The 16149-nt window shown below is 69.2% G+C and carries 17 protein-coding genes and 1 pseudogene; 2 read left to right on the top strand and 16 right to left on the bottom strand.

Annotated elements, in window-relative coordinates:
- Positions 1 to 237: 237 nt before the first annotated feature.
- The 5 genes and pseudogenes from Sspor_RS18980 to Sspor_RS18960 form a co-directional block, all read right to left on the bottom strand.
- Positions 238 to 1395 (bottom strand): annotated as a pseudogene (locus Sspor_RS18980) (DUF3631 domain-containing protein); the annotation flags it as partial.
- The gene (locus Sspor_RS18975) at positions 1392 to 1745 is read right to left on the bottom strand and encodes a hypothetical protein (RefSeq protein ID WP_202200195.1); all 354 of its coding nucleotides are present in this window, start codon (positions 1743 to 1745) and stop codon (positions 1392 to 1394) included. The pseudogene Sspor_RS18980 and the gene Sspor_RS18975, both read right to left, overlap by 4 nt.
- Positions 1742 to 2629: a bifunctional DNA primase/polymerase gene (locus Sspor_RS18970; RefSeq protein ID WP_202200194.1), complete on the bottom strand. Its 888-nt coding sequence runs from the start codon at positions 2627 to 2629 to the stop codon at positions 1742 to 1744. Before Sspor_RS18970 ends, Sspor_RS18975 begins: the two co-directional genes overlap by 4 nt.
- Entirely contained in the window at positions 2626 to 3309 is a 684-nt protein-coding gene (locus tag Sspor_RS18965; protein WP_202200193.1) for a DNA cytosine methyltransferase, read from the bottom strand. The genes Sspor_RS18970 and Sspor_RS18965 overlap by 4 nt, the downstream gene beginning before the upstream one ends.
- A 79-nt stretch (positions 3310 to 3388) precedes the next feature.
- Positions 3389 to 4081 carry a class I SAM-dependent methyltransferase gene (locus Sspor_RS18960; RefSeq protein WP_202200192.1) on the bottom strand — a complete coding sequence of 231 codons (693 nt, stop codon included), beginning with the start codon at positions 4079 to 4081 and terminating at the stop codon, positions 3389 to 3391.
- On the opposite strand from Sspor_RS18960, the gene Sspor_RS18955 reads away from it, so the two are divergent.
- Positions 4080 to 5123: an HNH endonuclease gene (locus Sspor_RS18955; protein ID WP_202200191.1), complete on the top strand. Its 1044-nt coding sequence runs from the start codon at positions 4080 to 4082 to the stop codon at positions 5121 to 5123. The two genes, Sspor_RS18960 and Sspor_RS18955, sit on opposite strands and share 2 nt — an antisense overlap.
- 30 nt (positions 5124 to 5153) lie before the next feature.
- Here Sspor_RS18955 and Sspor_RS18950 read toward each other — a convergent pair whose 3' ends face one another.
- The 8 genes from Sspor_RS18950 to Sspor_RS18915 all read right to left on the bottom strand — a co-directional run bounded on the left by Sspor_RS18950 (position 5154) and on the right by Sspor_RS18915 (position 11015).
- Entirely contained in the window at positions 5154 to 5618 is a 465-nt protein-coding gene (locus Sspor_RS18950) for a hypothetical protein (protein WP_373318794.1), read from the bottom strand.
- 189 nt (positions 5619 to 5807) lie between these two features.
- Positions 5808 to 7874: a plasmid transfer protein TraB gene (gene traB, locus Sspor_RS18945; protein ID WP_237404456.1), complete on the bottom strand. Its 2067-nt coding sequence runs from the start codon at positions 7872 to 7874 to the stop codon at positions 5808 to 5810.
- 28 nt (positions 7875 to 7902) lie between these two features.
- Positions 7903 to 8514 carry a plasmid transfer protein TraA gene (gene traA, locus Sspor_RS18940; protein WP_202200190.1) on the bottom strand — a complete coding sequence of 204 codons (612 nt, stop codon included), beginning with the start codon at positions 8512 to 8514 and terminating at the stop codon, positions 7903 to 7905.
- Entirely contained in the window at positions 8514 to 9041 is a 528-nt protein-coding gene (locus tag Sspor_RS18935; RefSeq protein WP_202200189.1) for a hypothetical protein, read from the bottom strand. The genes traA and Sspor_RS18935 overlap by 1 nt, the downstream gene beginning before the upstream one ends.
- Before the next feature lie 12 nt (positions 9042 to 9053).
- A complete protein-coding gene (locus Sspor_RS18930; protein ID WP_202200188.1) occupies positions 9054 to 9410 on the bottom strand; it encodes an RRQRL motif-containing zinc-binding protein in 357 nt (118 codons plus the stop codon).
- Positions 9407 to 10408 (bottom strand): DUF2637 domain-containing protein, encoded by a 1002-nt coding sequence (locus Sspor_RS18925; protein WP_202200187.1) that lies wholly within the window; start codon positions 10406 to 10408, stop codon positions 9407 to 9409. Before Sspor_RS18925 ends, Sspor_RS18930 begins: the two co-directional genes overlap by 4 nt.
- A complete protein-coding gene (locus Sspor_RS18920) occupies positions 10405 to 10734 on the bottom strand; it encodes a hypothetical protein (protein ID WP_202200186.1) in 330 nt (109 codons plus the stop codon). The genes Sspor_RS18925 and Sspor_RS18920 overlap by 4 nt, the downstream gene beginning before the upstream one ends.
- An 8-nt stretch (positions 10735 to 10742) precedes the next feature.
- Positions 10743 to 11015, bottom strand: a complete 273-nt coding sequence (locus Sspor_RS18915) for a DUF6284 family protein (protein WP_202200185.1) — start codon at positions 11013 to 11015, stop codon at positions 10743 to 10745.
- Positions 11016 to 11901: 886 nt separating this feature from the next.
- On the opposite strand from Sspor_RS18915, the gene Sspor_RS18910 reads away from it, so the two are divergent.
- Entirely contained in the window at positions 11902 to 13032 is a 1131-nt protein-coding gene (locus tag Sspor_RS18910) for an NsdA family TPR-like regulatory protein (protein ID WP_202200184.1), read from the top strand.
- On the opposite strand, the gene Sspor_RS18905 is transcribed toward Sspor_RS18910, so the two are convergent.
- From Sspor_RS18905 to Sspor_RS18895, 3 genes are all read right to left on the bottom strand, one after another.
- Positions 13016 to 13792, bottom strand: a complete 777-nt coding sequence (locus tag Sspor_RS18905; protein ID WP_202203728.1) for an NUDIX domain-containing protein — start codon at positions 13790 to 13792, stop codon at positions 13016 to 13018. The genes Sspor_RS18910 and Sspor_RS18905 overlap by 17 nt on opposite strands.
- Positions 13793 to 14140: 348 nt before the next feature.
- On the bottom strand, positions 14141 to 15136 hold the full coding sequence (locus Sspor_RS18900; RefSeq protein WP_202200183.1) for a hypothetical protein: 996 nt from the start codon (positions 15134 to 15136) through the stop codon (positions 14141 to 14143).
- On the bottom strand, positions 15133 to 15672 hold the full coding sequence (locus tag Sspor_RS18895; protein WP_373318793.1) for a DUF6932 family protein: 540 nt from the start codon (positions 15670 to 15672) through the stop codon (positions 15133 to 15135). The genes Sspor_RS18900 and Sspor_RS18895 overlap by 4 nt, the downstream gene beginning before the upstream one ends.
- Positions 15673 to 16149: the final 477 nt, after the last annotated feature.

Raw genomic sequence — 16149 nt, 5'->3', positions numbered from 1 at the left:
GGCGCGTCGGCCTCCCCTCTCAGATGTCCGCTACCGCCGCTACTCCGCTACCGCGCAGGTCAGGGGCGGTGTTTTGGTAGCGGAAGGTGTAGCGGTAGCGGATGAGTGAGTGGCCCCGGCCCGTTGCCGGGGCCACGCCGGTAGCGGTGTTTTGCCGCTACCTCAGGTGGTGCCGCTACTTCTCGCAGGTGCTCTGACCTGCGAGGTAGCGGAGGTAGCGGCGGTAGCGCTCTTTCAGGGGGTGGGGGGTGGGCAGTACCGAATCCAGGCATCGGCGAGGTCGGCGGCGTAGTAGCCCTTGAGGACCGCGCCCGCGCTCTTGATGTTCCTGGCGACGATGGGCTTGTTGTCCACGGTCATGTACTCCCGGAGCATCTGCCCGAGGCCTCGGGCGTCGAGCGGCCGGCCGTTCGCCATGTCCCCCCAAGGCGCTTCGTCGAGAGAGCGGAGCTGTTCGAGGACGGCGGCGGTGGGCAGGCGGGGGATGTCGCCAAAGACGTGGTCGCGCAGGTCGGTGAGAAGACGGATCCCGATGCTGGCCTTGTCATCACTCTGGGAGGCGTTGACCAGTTCCAGGCACGCGACACGGGCTCGCTCCGGCCAGTCCCCACCGGCCGCATCCGCCACGGCGAGGAGCGGCTCCCATACGTCGGCGGGCCGGTCGGTGACCCCGTCGGGCATGACGGGGAAGGCGCCCATGACGCGGTCGCGGACGGTGTCGGCCCAGTCTGCGAGCCTGTCGCGCAGAGCATGGCCTTCGGAGGTGTGGAGGCGGGCACGGAACGGTTCGACGCGCTCGTTGCGGGCCCGACGGCGCATGCGGATGACCACGGAGCGGGTCAGGATCGTGTCCGGCAGGTTCCCCAGTCCGGCGACAGCGAGGGCGCAGTACGACGGGAAGGCGACGACGGACTGGTTGCCCTGTCCGTCGCTGACGCAGCGGTAGGTGACACCGGAGCGGCGGTGGCCTGCGTTGATGAACCCGCGCAGTTCCTCGTTCTCACCGGCCTTGGGGCCGAAGACGGTGTCGATCTCGTCGAAGAGGATCGTCGGACGTCCCTCTCCTCCCGAGACAGCGCGGAAGAGTGCGGCCGGGGAGGCGTTGACCGCGACCATCGGCGCGGGCACGAGGGTCTCCACGATCTCCAGCGCCCGGGACTTCCCGGACCCGGGTTCCGGGGAGAGGAACGCGATCCGGGGCGTGGCATCGAACGTGTCGAGGAGGTGTGCGTGCGCGTCCCACAGCACGACGGCGACGTATGCGGACTCGCTTGGGAAGACGTTGAAGCGGCGGTGGAAGGCCTCCACCGCGTCGAGGACGGCCGCTCCCTCCGGCGCCTGCTCCTGGGCCTCGGTGGTGTCAGCGGGGGCGGGAAGGACGGTGGTGAGAGTCATGCGGCTGCACTCCTGTCGTCGGCCCGCAGAGGGCAGATGGTGCGGTGGACGTTGTGGTCGTTGATTAGGGCGAGGGCGCGTCGCTGGCCCGCAGCGAACAGGTCCCGCCCGCACCGGCACCAGGACCGGACGGACGGGGCGACGCCGCGGCCGGGGGCGACGATGTGGAGCCAGGCCACGGGGCGGCGTCCGTCGTCGGCGTGCGGGTCAGGGCGAACAGATGAAGGGACGCCTTCGGCGACGACTTTCGGCGCGCTAGGGCCGTCGGGGGCGGGGGCCGGTTCGGCGGGGCTGGTCCCGGCAGGGGTGGGGGTGGGGCCTTCCAAGGGGGAGTGGGATTGGGTGGTCATGCCGTCTCCCGGGCGCGGACCGTGCGGGCGGAGCTGTCGAGGGCGCTGCGGATCGTGGCGCGGCACTCGGCCACGGTGAGTCCGCGTTCCTCCCCCGCCGCTTGGAAGGCCTCCTCAACCTCCTCGCGGGGGAGGTCGCCCCACGCGACGAAGCGCCCCACCTTGAAGGCGCTGCGGTTGAGCGTGTTGTTCGCCTGCTTCGCGGGCGCCCGGCGGACGACGCTGCACTCGGCTTCCAGCGCTGCGCGGGCCGCACTGCCGCTGCGGAACGCCCCGGGCATCCGCAGGCAGAGCGGGCGAGGTGCCGGAGGCTGGAGCAGCGCCAGCAGCCACGCGGGAAGTCCGGCGACCGGGGACGGGTCTGTGACCTCGTAGGTACCGGCAGCTGTGGCGCTGCCGGGGGCGACGACGTATCCGCCGTGCGCGCGGGTGTCGATGAGCGGGGCGAGCTTGCCCGCGGTGTTCCCGAGCCGGATTCCGTCCGCAGCGGTGAAGTACAGGTGGATCCCGCCGGAGGGAGTCCGCACGGTGAGGGTGGCCGAGACGGGCTGCCCGGCGCGCTCGCAGAGCGCCAGGAAGTTGCCCGCGCCGCCAGGCGCGTCCTGACCGGTGTTCGCCTTGGGCATGTCCAGGTCGACCACGATCAGCCCGGCGGGGCCGGTGGCCAGGCCGATGTTGTACGGCTTGTGGCTCCAGCACCGGACGATGGCCGCCTGATCGGTGGTGGCGCGCTGCTCCCACTTCACGTGCCCGCCGCCGCATACGCCGGTCCGGGGGCAGCGGTCCTGGCGGTGCAGGGCGGGAGTCTTGGAGCCGGGCCGGAGGGGGAAGACGGGCCAGCCCCGGGCGGCCATAGCGAGGGCTGCGCGGAGCATGTCGTTCATGCGGCCACCGCCGGCGCAGGGAGGTGGATGAGGGCGTGCTGGCCGATCCATTGGGCGTAGGCGGGCGGGATGCATTCGCGGATGCCGTCCCGGTTCATCCAGGGCACGCCCATGACCTGGCGGGCCAGGGCGACGCCGGAGAAGTTCCCGACGAACTGCCCGAACCAGCCGTCGGGTACGGGGCGGCCCATCTTGGCCTGCGGGGCAGTGTGGGTGGGGTGCGGGAGCTGGGGGAGGGCGAACCCGCCGCCGGTCTCGAAGTACCGGTGCCGGTACGTCTGAAGCCCGAACATCGCCCCGCACAGCATCACCGGCTGGTGCAGCTTGGGGGCGGCGCCCCGGACGTTCTCCATGACCCACGGGCGGCCGGTCGATTCCAGCGCGTCGCGGGTGGGCCCGATCAGGTCGGGGTGGGCGCGGCCCTGGATGCGCTGGCAGTCGGTGTCGTGCTGGCAGGGCGGGGAGGCGTGGATGAAGTCGAAGCCAGAGCCGAAGGTGCGGATGAAGTCGATGGCGTCGCCCTGGTCGAAGCCGAGCGGGTAGCGGATCTGGGCGTCCTTGTCGACGCCGGTCACTTCGAACCCGGCGCGGTGGTAGCCCATGCCGGCGCCGCCCTGGCAGCAGAACGCGTCCAGTAAGCGCGGCTGGTGCTCTCGCCTGATGTCGGTGGTCTGGGTCATGCTGGTGGTCTCCAGTTCTTGAGAGTGCTGGAAGAGGGGGCGGCCCGGGCTTTGCCGAGAGCGGGCCGCCCTCGCTGATTCACGCGGCGGCCTTCTCCTCCTGAGCGCTGAGGTACTGGCCGCCGATCCAGTGGGCGTAGGCGGGAGGTATGGCTTCGCATACGCCCCGGATGGTGGTGATCCATGGGGTGCCCATCGCGCGCGCCGCAGCGCGCTGCCATGCCTTGGAGTGGCGGCCGCCGGTGATGGTCATGAACGGCTTCTCGGGTGTGGGGAGGTAGCCGTTTCGGGTGCAGATCGCCGTGTGCGCGGGGTGCCGGGGTCCGGTGAGCTGGAAGCTGGTCTCGAAGAGCCGGTGGCGGTACATCCGTAGGCCGAACATCGGGCCGCACAGCCTGACGGGGTTTCGCAGTTCGGTGTGGGCGGCTTCGACGTTCTCGATGACGTAGGGCCGCCCTGCCGCGTCAATGGCTTCCCGGGTGGGGGCGATCAGTTCGGGATACGACTTGTGGTTGTAGGCGTTCAAGGGGGTCCAGGCCTGGCAGGGCGGGGAGGCGTGGATGAGGTCGAACTCCGCACCGTGCTCGCGGATGAACGCGACGGCGTCGCCCTGGATGAAGGTGAAGGGGTATTCGGGCTGGGGCTCGATGTCGACTCCGACCACGTCGAATCCGGCGAGGTGGTAGCCCATGGCCATACCGCCCGCGCAGCAGAACGCGTCCAGCAGGCGGGGTCGGGGAGGGTACCGCCTGGCGGCACTGGGGTGGATCATGCTTGTGATCTCCTTGCGGGTGGAGGAGCGCGGGGCGGCTGCGGATCCAGATGAACTGGCGCCCTGTCCCTGGGGGTTCGCGGATGAGGGGGAGAGTGTGGCGACTGCCTGGCTTGTGCTGGCTGTGGGGGATGGCCGAAAGCACGGGGGGAACAGCGGGTACGACGATCTCCCGTCGGAGCACTACAGCTGGGACAGCGCGGTGCCCCACCACGCGGAGCTGACCGTCGGGGACGTCATCGCGCTGTGGGACACGACGTCACTTCTGGGGATCTCGGTGATCGAGGCCATCGACACGGGACAGGCGGTGAAGGACGTCTTCTTCTGCCCGTCGTGCTCCACATCGGAGTTCCAGCCCCGCAAGACGAAGAGCCCCAAGTACAGGTGCCTCAAGTGCAAGGCCGAGTTCGATGACCAAGACCGAGTCGCCGGCAGCAAGCCGGTGACGACCTACCGTTCACGCCACGGCCGGTACTGGGTCGACATGCCGGGCGTACTCAGCGGCGCCGAACTCCGCCCCCTGTGCGATAAGCCCAAGACACAGCACAGCCTGCGTTCGATGCGATGGGAGAAGCTGCGCGCCGCGATCACCGCCAGCGGGGCGACGACGACGATCGCCATCGCTGAGCAGGCACAGCGAGTGCTCGCGGGCGGGCACCGGCAGGTCACGGTCCGGGCCCGGATCGGGCAGGCTTCCTTCCGCCGGACGCTCCTGGAGGCCCACGGGGAACACTGCGCGTTCACAGGCCCCACGCCCGCCGCCGCTCTCGAAGCCGCCCACCTCTACAGCTACGCCGGAAGCGGTCAGCACCACAGCGACGGAGGTCTCCTCCTGCGCCGCGATGTACACCGCTTGTTCGACCTCGGGCTCATCGCGGTCGATCCCGGACGGTTCGTTCTCGACGTCAGCCCGTCTCTGCACGGTTATGTCCCGTACAGGCAGCTCCATGGCCAGCCGCTCACCACGCGACTGCGGCGGGAGCACCGGATGTGGCTGGCGGCCCACTGGGACATGCACCGGAAGACCTCCAGCACCAGTTGAGATGCACTCCGATGTCTGAACCGAGTGCGTTCAGCGGTGGTTGATAGTGCCTCTAGCCCGGCCGAAGAGGCCGGTGGCGGTGACGTGCTGGGTGATGTGGGTGGTCGGCCGGGCGGCGCTGCGGCGAGGCCGGGCGATCGTGACGACAGCTCCGGCGGCGACGAGGGCTATGGCGGCCCAAAGGGCTTCGGCCATGGCGATCAGTCCCGGTGCTGCGTAGGCCAGCCCGGCGGAGGCGGCCGCGATACCTCCGCCGACGGTCGGGGCGAGGAGTGCGGTTGTCTTGGCCCATGTGGGGACAGGCCGCACGACCGGTGCCTCCGGCTGGGCGGTGTAGGCCAGGGTGCGTGTGCCGTCGGGGAGGGTGACGTACTGGACGCCGGGCGCTATCTCGGCGGGCAGCATCCGTGGCTCGGGGACGGCCGGCGGGTACAGGACCGCTTCCCCGTACAGGAGCGGCGCCGGGGTGGTCGGGTGGGCGGGTTCGTAGGCCATGGCGGACTCCGGGGAAGAGCGACGGGGCCCGAGCCGGGGTGGCTTGGGCCCTATCTGGGCGGGGTGTCTGGGGTGTCAGGGCGGGTGTCTGGTGGGGGTGTCTGACGCGTCAGACACCCGTCTGACACCCCTCGCGCGCACGTATGACCTGTGGATTGGGGCTGTTCCCTGTTGGGGGTGTCTGACGCGTCAGGCCGCTGCCTGGTACGGGACGATCCGGTAGCGGCCGACCTCGCAGGTCTCAGCGAGACGGCCCGCGAGGACGAACTGGGCGACCTGTCCGGAGACCCAGGAACGGCCTCGGCCGTAGCGGTCGCAGTACTCCATGAAGTCCGCCGGGCCGACCACGTCCCGTCCCTCGTCCTCGAACTCTTCGAGGACTTCCTCCATCGCGGCCCGCGCTTCGGCGGTGCTGATCTTCGGACGGGGTTCGTCGGCCGGCGGCCGGGCGGCGAGCTGGACGACCTGGTCGACTTCGGGGAGTTCCTGCTCCGCGTCGATGAACTCCCCCTCCGCGTAGTCGTCCTCCTCGTCGGCCCCGTTCGGAGGGCGCCGGTCGTACTCGTCCTCGGGGTAGTAGTCGTGCTCTTCGTCCTCGTCCTGGCCGTAGCCGTTGGACATGGTGGTCTCCGGCTGGTCGGTGGTGCCGGGCATCGGGTAGCGGGTGCGGCCGGTGAACGCCCGGTCGGCGGAGCGTGCGGCCGCTCCGGCGGTGACGGGGTCGATCGCGGCCCGGATGTCGGAGAAGGTGACGACGACCCAGTTCAGGTAGTCGACGCTGCACAGGTAGTCCCGCATCGGGGTGGCCCACTGGCCGTCGGGCACCCCGTTGGCGACGAGGTAGGAGTAGCCGGGCTTCTTGTCCTTCCACACGTGCGGGGCCGCCCCGGCGTCGAGTACCTCGTCGTCGAGGGCGAACCGGGCGTCCTGCTCGGTGCGGACACCGTGGCACCAGGAGGAACCCAGGGAGGCGCGGGTGTCGGTGGAGACCTGGTTGCCGGAGGCCCGCTGCATCGACAGGACGAGGGAGACGCCGGCGGAGCGCGCTTCCTGGGCGAGGCCGGTGAACACGTCGTCGTCGATCTCACGGATCGTCTTCGCGGCCTCTTCGAACCAGGCGACCAGGTAGGGCATGCCGGGGGCGCCGTCGGACTGGGTCTCGGCGCAGGCGGCGACCCACTGCTTGTAGCCGTATTTCGCCAGCCACGCGGTCCGGGCGGGGATGACGGCGGTGAGGGCTTTGATCATGGCTTTGGTGGAGGGCATGTCGAGGGCGGCCCAGTCGATCGCGGGCAGGAGCGGGCCGAGGGTCTGCTCCTTCTTCGCCGGGTCCGACGCCCACACGATCACGTCGCGGCGCGTGAGGATCTCGGCGAGCGCGGTCAGGCCGCCTTCGGACTTCCCCGAGCCGGTCATGCCCATGAGCAGGAGCATCATGGCGTTGCGGGCTTCGTCCGGGTCTCCGGGGAACCACATGACCGCCGGGGTTCCGTCCTCGTAGATCCCGACCACGACGGGGAAGCTGATCGACTCGCCGGGGGCGCTGGGGCCGGGGCAGGGGACGGTGTTCTTCAGCAGGTCCAGCGGGACCACGGTCAGCATCACCCTGGACGCGGAGTCCGGGTTCTCCTGGATCCGGATCGCTGTCTTCGGCACGTCCAGGGCGCCGGCGATGCGGGTCAGGTTCTTCGACACGTCGTCGGGGGTGAGTTCGCCGCGGGGGAGTTGGAGGTCGAAGGAGGCTTTGTTAGGGCCGACCTCCGTGCGGAGGACCTGGGTCTTGGCCAGGCCGACCTTCTCCAGGAACCCGCCGTCCGCGCCGGCGGCGGGGCCTTCGACGTTCTTGCGGAGGATCTGGCGGATGTTCCACGACAGGGCGAGGGCGGGGGCGCCGATGAAGTACAGCTCCCCCAGCGGCCCCGCCCCGGGTCCGGCGATCGCGGCCGCGGTGAACCAGGTGGATGCGGCGGCGACGGTGACGGCGGAGTGAAGGCGGCGCTGTTGGGTGGTCGACTTGCCCGCCCACCAGGTGAGGCCGGTCAGGGCGACGGAGGCGAGGGTGAGGCCGGCGGTGACGCCGGGCTCGCCGGACCAGAAGTAGTGGGCGGGCAGGGAGGCCAGGCCCGTACCGGCTCCGGCGAGCCACGGCGGCAGGTGGGGCTTGGCGCGGTGGAGCAGGTACTCGCCGATCCCGCCGCCCTCGCCGTGGACGTCGTACTGCTGCCGGGTCTCTTCGGGTGAGATGGTTCGGGGCATGGTCTGACCTCCCTGCGATCAGGTGTCGTTAGCCGTTGAAGTCGAAGCGGCGGCCCTGGCGCGGGCGGGCGTGCGGGGCGAGCTGGGGGTCGAACTCCCGCTGGAACGCGGCGTAGGTGGCGGCGAGGTTCTTCGCGGTGCCGAGGGCGTCCTCGGCGGCCTTCTTCATCCGCCGAGACACCCTGCGGGCCCGAGCCCGGGAGCCGAAGGGGCGGCCCTCGGGGTCGGGGATCTCTTTGAGGACGGCGTTGAGCATCTCGGCGGCGTTGGCCAGCTCGAACGACATCTGCAGGAACAGCCCGCGGCCGCCCTCGCAGTAGTTGCGGATGTCCACGTTGGAGAAGAACTCCGGGTCACCCAACGGCGAGTGCATCCGCCCGCCCGCGCCCTGCTGGAAGCCGTTCTGCTGGCCACCGGCCCCGCCGTTGCGGGGGCCGGAGTCGTTGATGTGGAAGTGGTACTCCCGCGTGCGGTTCGACGTCCGCGAACGCGACGCACCACCCTGCCCGCCGGGGGCGCCGGCCGGGCCCGGCTGCTGCCACGGACCCTGCTGCGGGCCGGCCTGCTGGCCGGTGCCGTTCTGCGGACGGCGGGGGCCGGGAGTGCTGCCGTTGTTGGGCATCCAGGTGTTGTTCGACATCAGCGGGTCCCCTCAGGAGCGGTGGCAGACTGGGTGGAGCGGCGGCTGATCAACCAGATGACCTGGGCGGCGAGTGTGGTCAGCGACCACAGACCCATCAGCACGGGCACGAACGGTCCGGCCCACAGGGCCAGCGAGAACCAGGTGAGTCCGGCCGTGGCGAGGGCGGCCAGGGTGGTCAGCCATGCGGCCTCGGCGCGGGTCCGGACGGGGCGGCCCTTGGCCTTCCACCCCAGGACCGCCAACGGGACGGCGGCGGCCGGGGCCGCGGCGAGCGCGGCCCACGGCGTGATCAGGTGAACGACGCCCGTTACGGGCAGCAGCAGGATCGCGAGGCTGGTCGGAGCCCAGGTGCGGCGGTGCTTCCACACCCAGCGGCCCGTCGCAGCGGTGGCGCGAGCTGTCAGGGTCGGCTCCTCGGAAACGACCACGATCACCTGCGGCCCCTGGCGTCGTCCGCGCTGGCGGGGGATGTGAACGGTGGGCGCGGAGCCCTTCGCGGTGTGTGTGCGGGTACGGCGAGACACAGCAGAACTCCTTCAGGCAGCGGAGAGGGTTCGGGCGGCGCGCTGTTCAGGGAAGTCGTGGCAGGCCACGCACATGCCGAGCGAGGTCGGGATCACGTACGGGAGGTGGTCGCGGCAGACGGGGCAGCGGCGGCGGGCGGCGTCCGCCTTTGCCAGGGCAGCCCACCGGTTGGGGGTCATCGGCCGGACCGGCTTTGCGAGGTCGACCCGGTAGAGGTAGGCGACCAGCGGGCCCCGCCGGCGGCGGGGCCGCTCCAGCTGGGCGACGACGTCCTGGCCGCCGGGCCGGAGCCCGGCGGCGCGGAGCTGACGGCGGGTGGCCAACCCCTCAGGTGCGAGGCGCCACCGGTAGACGGGCAGGGTGTTCATCGGCCGAGGGCCGGAGCGGCGGCGGCGTTGCCGTCGCGGTGTTCCTGGTAGCGGGCGGAGGCCCAACCGACCGACCAGCCGGACAGCTCCGCAGCGACCCGCACCGGCACCCCGGCCGCGAACGCGGCGGCCACGGTGGCGCGGGCCTGCTCCTCCGGCAGCTTCACCGGCGGCGGCCCGGCGGCGAGGAGGGCGGCGCGTTCACGCTCCATCCGCTCCTGTTCACGGACCCGTTCACGGCGCTCACGCTCCGCCTGTTCCTGCGCCTGCAGTTCGCACTGCTGGGCGGCCTGGCGTTCAAGGCGTTCACGCTCGGCCTCGGCCTGTTCACGCTCACGTTCACGGCGTTCACGGGCCTCCAGCTCCGCCCACTCCGCCGCTGCGGTCCGCTCGGCTTCCTCTCGCCGGATCCGGTCCTGCCGGTCGGCTTCCTCGCGGGCCAGACGCTCCTCGTGTTCACGCTCTTCACGGGCGATGGCTGCCTCATGCTCGCGCTGTTCACGAGCGGCCCGGAGCCGGTTCTCCTCTCGCTCCGCCGCCGCCCGCTCCCGGGCGTCCTGCTCGGCGCGCTTGCGGGCCTCCATGGCCAGGACGGCAGCGGTCAGGGCCCGCCGGTATGCGAGCCCAGCTTCTGCCGTGACGATGAGGAGGAGGGGTGCGACGGAGTGCACGGCGACCCCGACCAGGTCCCCTGCCAGCGCGGATACGCCGATGTTCAGGGCGAGGGTCATGGTGCCGGTCATCCACCGCAGGGCTACCGGCCAGGCACCGCCGTGCCCGCCGAGGCGGGCGAGGACGGAGTCGAGGCGTACCACGATGACCACCGCGGCGTCGACCACTAGGGGCAGGATCGGGGCGGTCCACCGCCACTCGGCCGGCGTGTGCGCGGCCATGAGCGGCGTGACGGTGAGGACGGAGTAGAGCATCGCTCCGCCGACGATCAGCCATGTCCCGACCGACAGGGCCCGCTCGGATGAACGGATCTGAACACGGTTCACGGGCCGACCTCCGCCCGTGAACGCGTCCCCTCCGGGGCGGGGATCGTGGTGAAGCAGATCAGCTTCACGGGGCCGCCGGAGTAGTTGGTCACTGCCTTCATGACGCTGGTGCGGCCGTCGCTGTGAACGCTGTGCTGCACCGCTCGGGGGCGGATCCCGAGTGCCTGGCACCAGGTCTCGAACCCGTCGGCATCGTCGTGGAACGACAGCTCCAGCAGGTCGGGGTAGACCGTGGAGATCGTCACGCACGGCGCCGGCAGGTGCCGGTACTCGTCATCGAAGATCCGCAGCGCCATCAACGGCGCGGCCATGGACGAGAGGGGCATCGGAGTGTTCATGCGGCACCGCCCGCCATGCCCACTTCGGCCGCGGCCTGGTTGGTCAGGTCCCGCCGGGCGGCGAGGACTCGGTTGCGGGCCCGGCGGATCCGCCGCTCGTCCAGCACGGACGGCGTCCGGTCCAGCACGGCGATCTGCGCGTCGAGGAGCTCGACCCTCGCCTCGATGAGGGGCATCTCGCGCTCGGTCGCGTCCAGCTCCGCAGCCGACGGCTCCAAGCCGTCGGACCACGGGGTAACGAGGTTCTGAAGTGCAGCGATGGACTTCACGGGTCTTGCTCCTTCGAGAGAGGAACGGGACCCAACAGCAGCCCCCGGCGCGGACACGTCGGGGGCTGCACTGAGTTGGGGGGAGCGGAAGCACTCGGCTCCCTGCAACCCCGCCCGTACGGCCCGGGGACCGGACGGGTGGAGGAGGCAGCCGACCGAGACGGCCAGGCGACTCGGAAGGTGTTGCCCGGCGAGCGACTGCGGGCCGTGAGCCCACAGCTGCGTCGCACGGCGGTTGAGCGGTGACGCGGAGGGCGCGGCCAGCCGTACCGGTCCAGTACGGCGAGCGCCCATAGATGTCGGTGGAACACAGCAGCCTCTTAGCCGGAGGGCGAGGCTTCGCCGGAGCACCGTTGCCACGGCGTTCCGGTCCCGAGCCTGGGAGTCGGGTGCGTCATCGTCGCTGCTCTGACGCCAGCAGGGCGGCGCGTACCGGATGGCACCCGAAGGTGTTCTCCAGAGCCAGCACGCAAGAGAAGGTGTTGCCGCCGGCGACAACCCGTCGCCATGGGGAGGGGGATCACGCCCCGTCTCGTATCGCTTGACACGCTGTTGAGTTCTTAAGGAACGGACGCTGCCTTCGTACTCGCCCCCTCGGGCTTTCCTCCGGGCTGTAAAGCGGGCTCTCGGTCGTGCGTACACACCGAAGCCGAGCCCTTTCGGGCCATTTGGTGCGCACCAGAAGCATGGCATCTGGTGCGCACCAGATGCAAGCTCCTGGTTCGTTCGGGGCTTGCCGGTGTGTTCCGGTGTGACTTCAGGAAACGGCCCAGGCAGGGGGTCTCGGTAGCCAACAGGGGTTAACCTCAAGGGTGTTAACCCGCTCCCACCTGCGGCGATTTGGTTAAGCCCTCCCCAGGTGGCACGGCCATCGGAGGCGATGCACGTGGGCAAGGGATTACGAGGTGTTCGTACCGCGCGGGGATGGTCGCAGGAGCGGCTGATCTTCGAGCTTGAGCGCTATGCGCGGCAGCACATGTTGAACGTCGCATCCAGCGCGAGCCTGAAGACCTACGTGTCGGAGTGGGAGAACGGGCGACGGGCCATCACGGAGCGGTACGCCGCAATCCTCCGGCCGCTGCTCGGGGTGACGGACGCCGAGTTGGGCGGGGAGCCTGCTCGTTCAATCCCCCAGCAAGCTGATGGCTACGAGGATCTGTTGAGCCGGATCGACTCGGCGCGGAGCGTCAGCGATTCCATGGTGAGCGCGTTCATGGACCAGACCGAGCTACTGCGGACCATGGACCGGCAGATGGGTGCATCGGGCCTGGTGGATCAGATGAACGGCCACCTGACGGCGATGGAGGACGCGCTCACCTTCGCGGTCCTGCCAGGGACGCGCCGTCCCATCGCGACGGCTCTGGCAGGGGCGGCGACCCTGGCAGCCTGGCAAGCGTTGGACGCAGGTTCTGTGGAGCGCGCATGGCGGCACTACGAGCTGGCGAAGCGCGCCGCGCAAGACGCTGATGCGCCGCAGTACTTGGCGCACGCCATGGGGGAGCAGGCGTACGTCCTGGGTGATGCCGGCCGACCCGAGATGGCAGTGGAGCTCATTCGCGACGCGCAGCGCACTCATGCGGAGCGGCAGTCGTCTCGCCTTCGAGCTTGGCTGAGTGCGGCCGAAGCTGAACTGTGTGCCGCGGCTGGCATGCACGACGACGCTCGGCATGCGCTGGACCGGGCGGCGGCCGCGCTGCCGGAAGGTGCGCACGCTCGTGATTCCGACATGCTGAGCATCTTCCTGAACGCGGACCACCTGGCGCGCTGGCGGGGAAACGTACTGGCGCTCTTGGGCGACAGCTCGGCCATGGGTGACCTCTACGCGTCTCTCCAGGCGACGGACCCCACGTTCGTCCGCGCCAAGGCAGGACTGCACAGCGACCTGACGCAGGCCCACCTTGCCCGCGGCGAGTTCGACGAGGCCCGCTCGAACCTCCAACAGGCGCGCCTGCTGGCGAACCGCACGGGGTCCGTGCGGCACCGCCGGCGTGTGGAGCTACTTACGGGGCGGCTGTAGCCCGCGACGCGAGGACGTGCAGCAGGGCGACCAGGGTTCCTGACCCCATGAGCTTCCCCTCGGCCATGAGTCGGGGGATGTCCGCCAGAGGCACCCAGGCGATCTGTCCGGCTTCCTCGATGTCCGTGGGTTCGCCCACCTTCACCGCACCCCGTGCCACGAAGATCTCGTGAGGCGAATCGACCATGCCGATCATGGGCTGATACGTCACAACGTGCTCGACGTTCGTCGGACGCCAACCGGTCTCTTCCTCGGTCTCCCGCGCCGCCGTGGTCGCCGCATCCTCGCCGTCGTCCACGATCCCGCCGGGGAGCTCCCATCCCCACTGCTGCGGGACGAAGCGGTAGCGCCACATCATCAGGACGCGCTGCTGCTCATCGATCACAGCCGTGATCGCAACGTGGTGCAGGCGCACTACATGGTGCTCGAACCGCTCGACCCCGGGCGGCTCAACGTCGACGAGGTCGAGGCTTACCCACCGGTTCTCGTAGACCGTCCTGCTGGCGTGGATCGTCCAGGGTTCCAGCTCTGCCGGCGTGGGTACGGTCTCGCCACCCACGACTCGGTACGAGCTGCGGTCGTACGCCTTGATGAGGTGTTCGCTCGCCAGTCGGGCTAGCACCTGGCGGAGGGCGGTACGGCCGATCTCCAGCTCAGCGCTCATGGTCCGCTCGGAGGGAAGTTTTTCGCCGGGGCCGTACTTGCCCGACTCGATCCAAGACCGGATCGTCTGGTAGACCCTCGTCGACTTCGGTCCCATCCTCAGAGCACTCTCCCCGTTCGTCAGCTGGTAACAGCCAGCGTAGTCGGGGGTCAGCTCGGGGGACTCGGTCATACCTGTCTCTCTTCCCGTCTGATGGTGGAGCGATGTACCCAGGGCGCCCGGAGGCTGCCCCGAACGACTCGCGTCGATGCTTGGGTCGGGTAGCGATCGCCTTGCGAGGAGGGCGGGGTCGGAGGCAGTGCTGCAAGCGGAGTGCTTTCGAAGACCGTTGTGACGCAAGCCTGGTAGTCCGTCCGCCGCCGGAAAGCGAGTGGGCGGGCCCCTGTCGTGCGGGGTCCGCCCACTTACTTCACCTTGCCTCGCCAGTCCGGCGTTGGGGGTCCCTCAGCGTTCTGATTCAGGCTCGTTGAGATCTAGATTGAGGAGCGTGTAACTGTGATGCTCGCGGCCGCCGGGCGACCTGGCAGTAAGTACGTGCACATCAGCACTGACCTGCCGCTCGGCGTAAGTAGCCAGCAACTGCGTGACAGCGTCTTTCTGCGTGCGGATCAGAACCACGCGACCGCTTGTCTCAAGCTCAATAACGCCGCGGATCTTGCTGCCACCAACGACGGTTCCCGTGAGCCGATCAGTGCTGTCCTCGACCTGAGCAGATCTAAGTGCCTTACGGCAGTGATCAGCACTCGACGTCGTCAGGCGAGAAACCCTTCGCTCTGTCGCCTCGGATTGCCACGTAAAAGTGACGTTGGTACCCGTGGACGCAAGGATCTCTGAGAGCTCAGCGAGGTGGCTGATTGCCCGCCTGCCGAGCGGTAGAGCCGCATCCAGAACGGCTTCTTCCGCTCCCGAAGCTGAGTCAGCCTCGTCGGCGACATCCAGAATTCGATTGATCGCCCGGTCCAGCAGTTGGTCATTTCCGGTGCCGGGGAGCTCACGCTGCCCCGGTGTTGCGGAGCCTTCCAGAACCATGCCGTACGAGGAGGCGAACACCGGTCCGGCGAGCAACTTAGTAGCCGCTTGAATGCCCTTCGGTACTGGGCCCGCCTGATGCGTAGGCCGCATCTCGTCGAGCGCGTACGCAACGGAATGGACGGCGGTCTGTAGCGCCTCAAGCCAGGTACCGAGGACCCCCGCTTCCACTTTGTGCCCCGGGACGGATTCGCCGTCCAGCGCAAACTGCAGGATCGGACGCCTGGGCTGCTCTGAGGGCTCTGGGTCTACACCGTCACGCAGAGTGCGGGAAATTTTCTGCAACTGGCGCGCACGGAGCTCAGCCATCGTGCGAGCCGGCGGCCTCACGCCGTCGTCACGCCGAGCCACCATCCATTCGCGCAATGCAGCCTTGTCCGCAAGATCGGGCCACGCTTTAGGAGTGCTCATAGCGATACCTCCACGTAGCCCCTTCGTCGACCGTTGCCTACTCTGCAACGCTGCCAGATCTCGTCGTACAGTCCAAGCTGTTGGAAGACTTCAGCGTCCTCCGTTGCCATGGCACCGGTCAAACCAAGGTCTCGAAAATCTTGAGTCGCTGGAAGGCTCAGGATGTAGGCATCGACTCGTAGCCCTTGCCGGATGCACCACTCACGATCCGCAAGGTTGCCCAGGTATGCAACGTCGTTCTCATCCGAGACTGCCCCATGAACAGCTGCGTCAAGCAAGTAGGTGACATCGACGTCGGCAGGGTCGGGCTCGCCGCTAACGAAGCTGCCAGCAAGCCAAATGCGGCTTATGGACCCGACCAGGCACTCGACCATCGCCCGGTGCGTACCGAACTCGCCCCACAGGTCACGCCTTGTAGTCGAGTCCTTGAAGGCACCCGCCAGCACCAACGACGCTTCTATGTCACTCAAGGTCATGGGGTAGCGGCCAGGCGGTGGGCACTGGGTGTCCGGGTTGAACGGCGGCAGCGCTGACATACAGCTCCCGGTCGGTCTGATTGATGGCGCAACATTACGTGCCTGCGGGCTACGAGATAGGCCGATCGGGGGATCTCTGCAGCGCAGGCTACTGACGTGTGCTTGGTGTGCTCCGCGCGACGTAGTCAGGGCCGCTCGCGGCGAGCAGAGCAGGCCGCCTGGTGAGCCAGAGGAACCTGCGACCAACACCTGTTGCGTGGGAGGGGGATCTTGGGCCGTCCCGGGACAGCCGGCCATGCCCACCAAGCACAACAACCTGGACGGTCCCGACGCTCATGAGTGCCGGGACCGTCGTTTCAGCTGCTAGGCCCGGGTGTCCAGCCACATGCTGCGCCAGGAGTCCCCAGCGGGAGATCTGGCTCGTGCAAATCGGCCAGAAGTGCATGTCAGACCCTCAACGGCTGCTGTTTCCTCCCACAGCCCGATGTGGCCCGCGTTCACTCGTTCGCAAGCTTGCGAGTGCCATCGTGGCGTCAC

It is taken from the genome of Streptomyces spororaveus (genome assembly GCF_016755875.1).
In the GTDB taxonomy this organism is placed as follows: Bacteria; Actinomycetota; Actinomycetes; order Streptomycetales; family Streptomycetaceae; genus Streptomyces; species Streptomyces spororaveus.
Note: the sequence above shows the minus strand (reverse complement) of the source record. Positions and strands in the feature narration are given on the sequence as shown.

Coding starts and splice junctions, on each gene's coding strand:
- Sspor_RS18975 (WP_202200195.1), bottom strand. CDS start 1,745: ATGACCACCCAATCCCACTCCCCCTTGGAAGGCCCCACCCCCACCCCT.
- Sspor_RS18970 (WP_202200194.1), bottom strand. CDS start 2,629: ATGAACGACATGCTCCGCGCAGCCCTCGCTATGGCCGCCCGGGGCTGG.
- Sspor_RS18965 (WP_202200193.1), bottom strand. CDS start 3,309: ATGACCCAGACCACCGACATCAGGCGAGAGCACCAGCCGCGCTTACTG.
- Sspor_RS18955 (WP_202200191.1), top strand. CDS start 4,080: ATGCTTGTGATCTCCTTGCGGGTGGAGGAGCGCGGGGCGGCTGCGGAT.
- Sspor_RS18960 (WP_202200192.1), bottom strand. CDS start 4,081: ATGATCCACCCCAGTGCCGCCAGGCGGTACCCTCCCCGACCCCGCCTG.
- Sspor_RS18950 (WP_373318794.1), bottom strand. CDS start 5,618: ATGGCCTACGAACCCGCCCACCCGACCACCCCGGCGCCGCTCCTGTAC.
- traB (WP_237404456.1), bottom strand. CDS start 7,874: ATGCCCCGAACCATCTCACCCGAAGAGACCCGGCAGCAGTACGACGTC.
- traA (WP_202200190.1), bottom strand. CDS start 8,514: ATGTCGAACAACACCTGGATGCCCAACAACGGCAGCACTCCCGGCCCC.
- Sspor_RS18930 (WP_202200188.1), bottom strand. CDS start 9,410: ATGAACACCCTGCCCGTCTACCGGTGGCGCCTCGCACCTGAGGGGTTG.
- Sspor_RS18920 (WP_202200186.1), bottom strand. CDS start 10,734: ATGCCCCTCTCGTCCATGGCCGCGCCGTTGATGGCGCTGCGGATCTTC.
- Sspor_RS18905 (WP_202203728.1), bottom strand. CDS start 13,792: ATGGGACCGAAGTCGACGAGGGTCTACCAGACGATCCGGTCTTGGATC.
- Sspor_RS18900 (WP_202200183.1), bottom strand. CDS start 15,136: ATGAGCACTCCTAAAGCGTGGCCCGATCTTGCGGACAAGGCTGCATTG.
- Sspor_RS18895 (WP_373318793.1), bottom strand. CDS start 15,672: ATGTCAGCGCTGCCGCCGTTCAACCCGGACACCCAGTGCCCACCGCCT.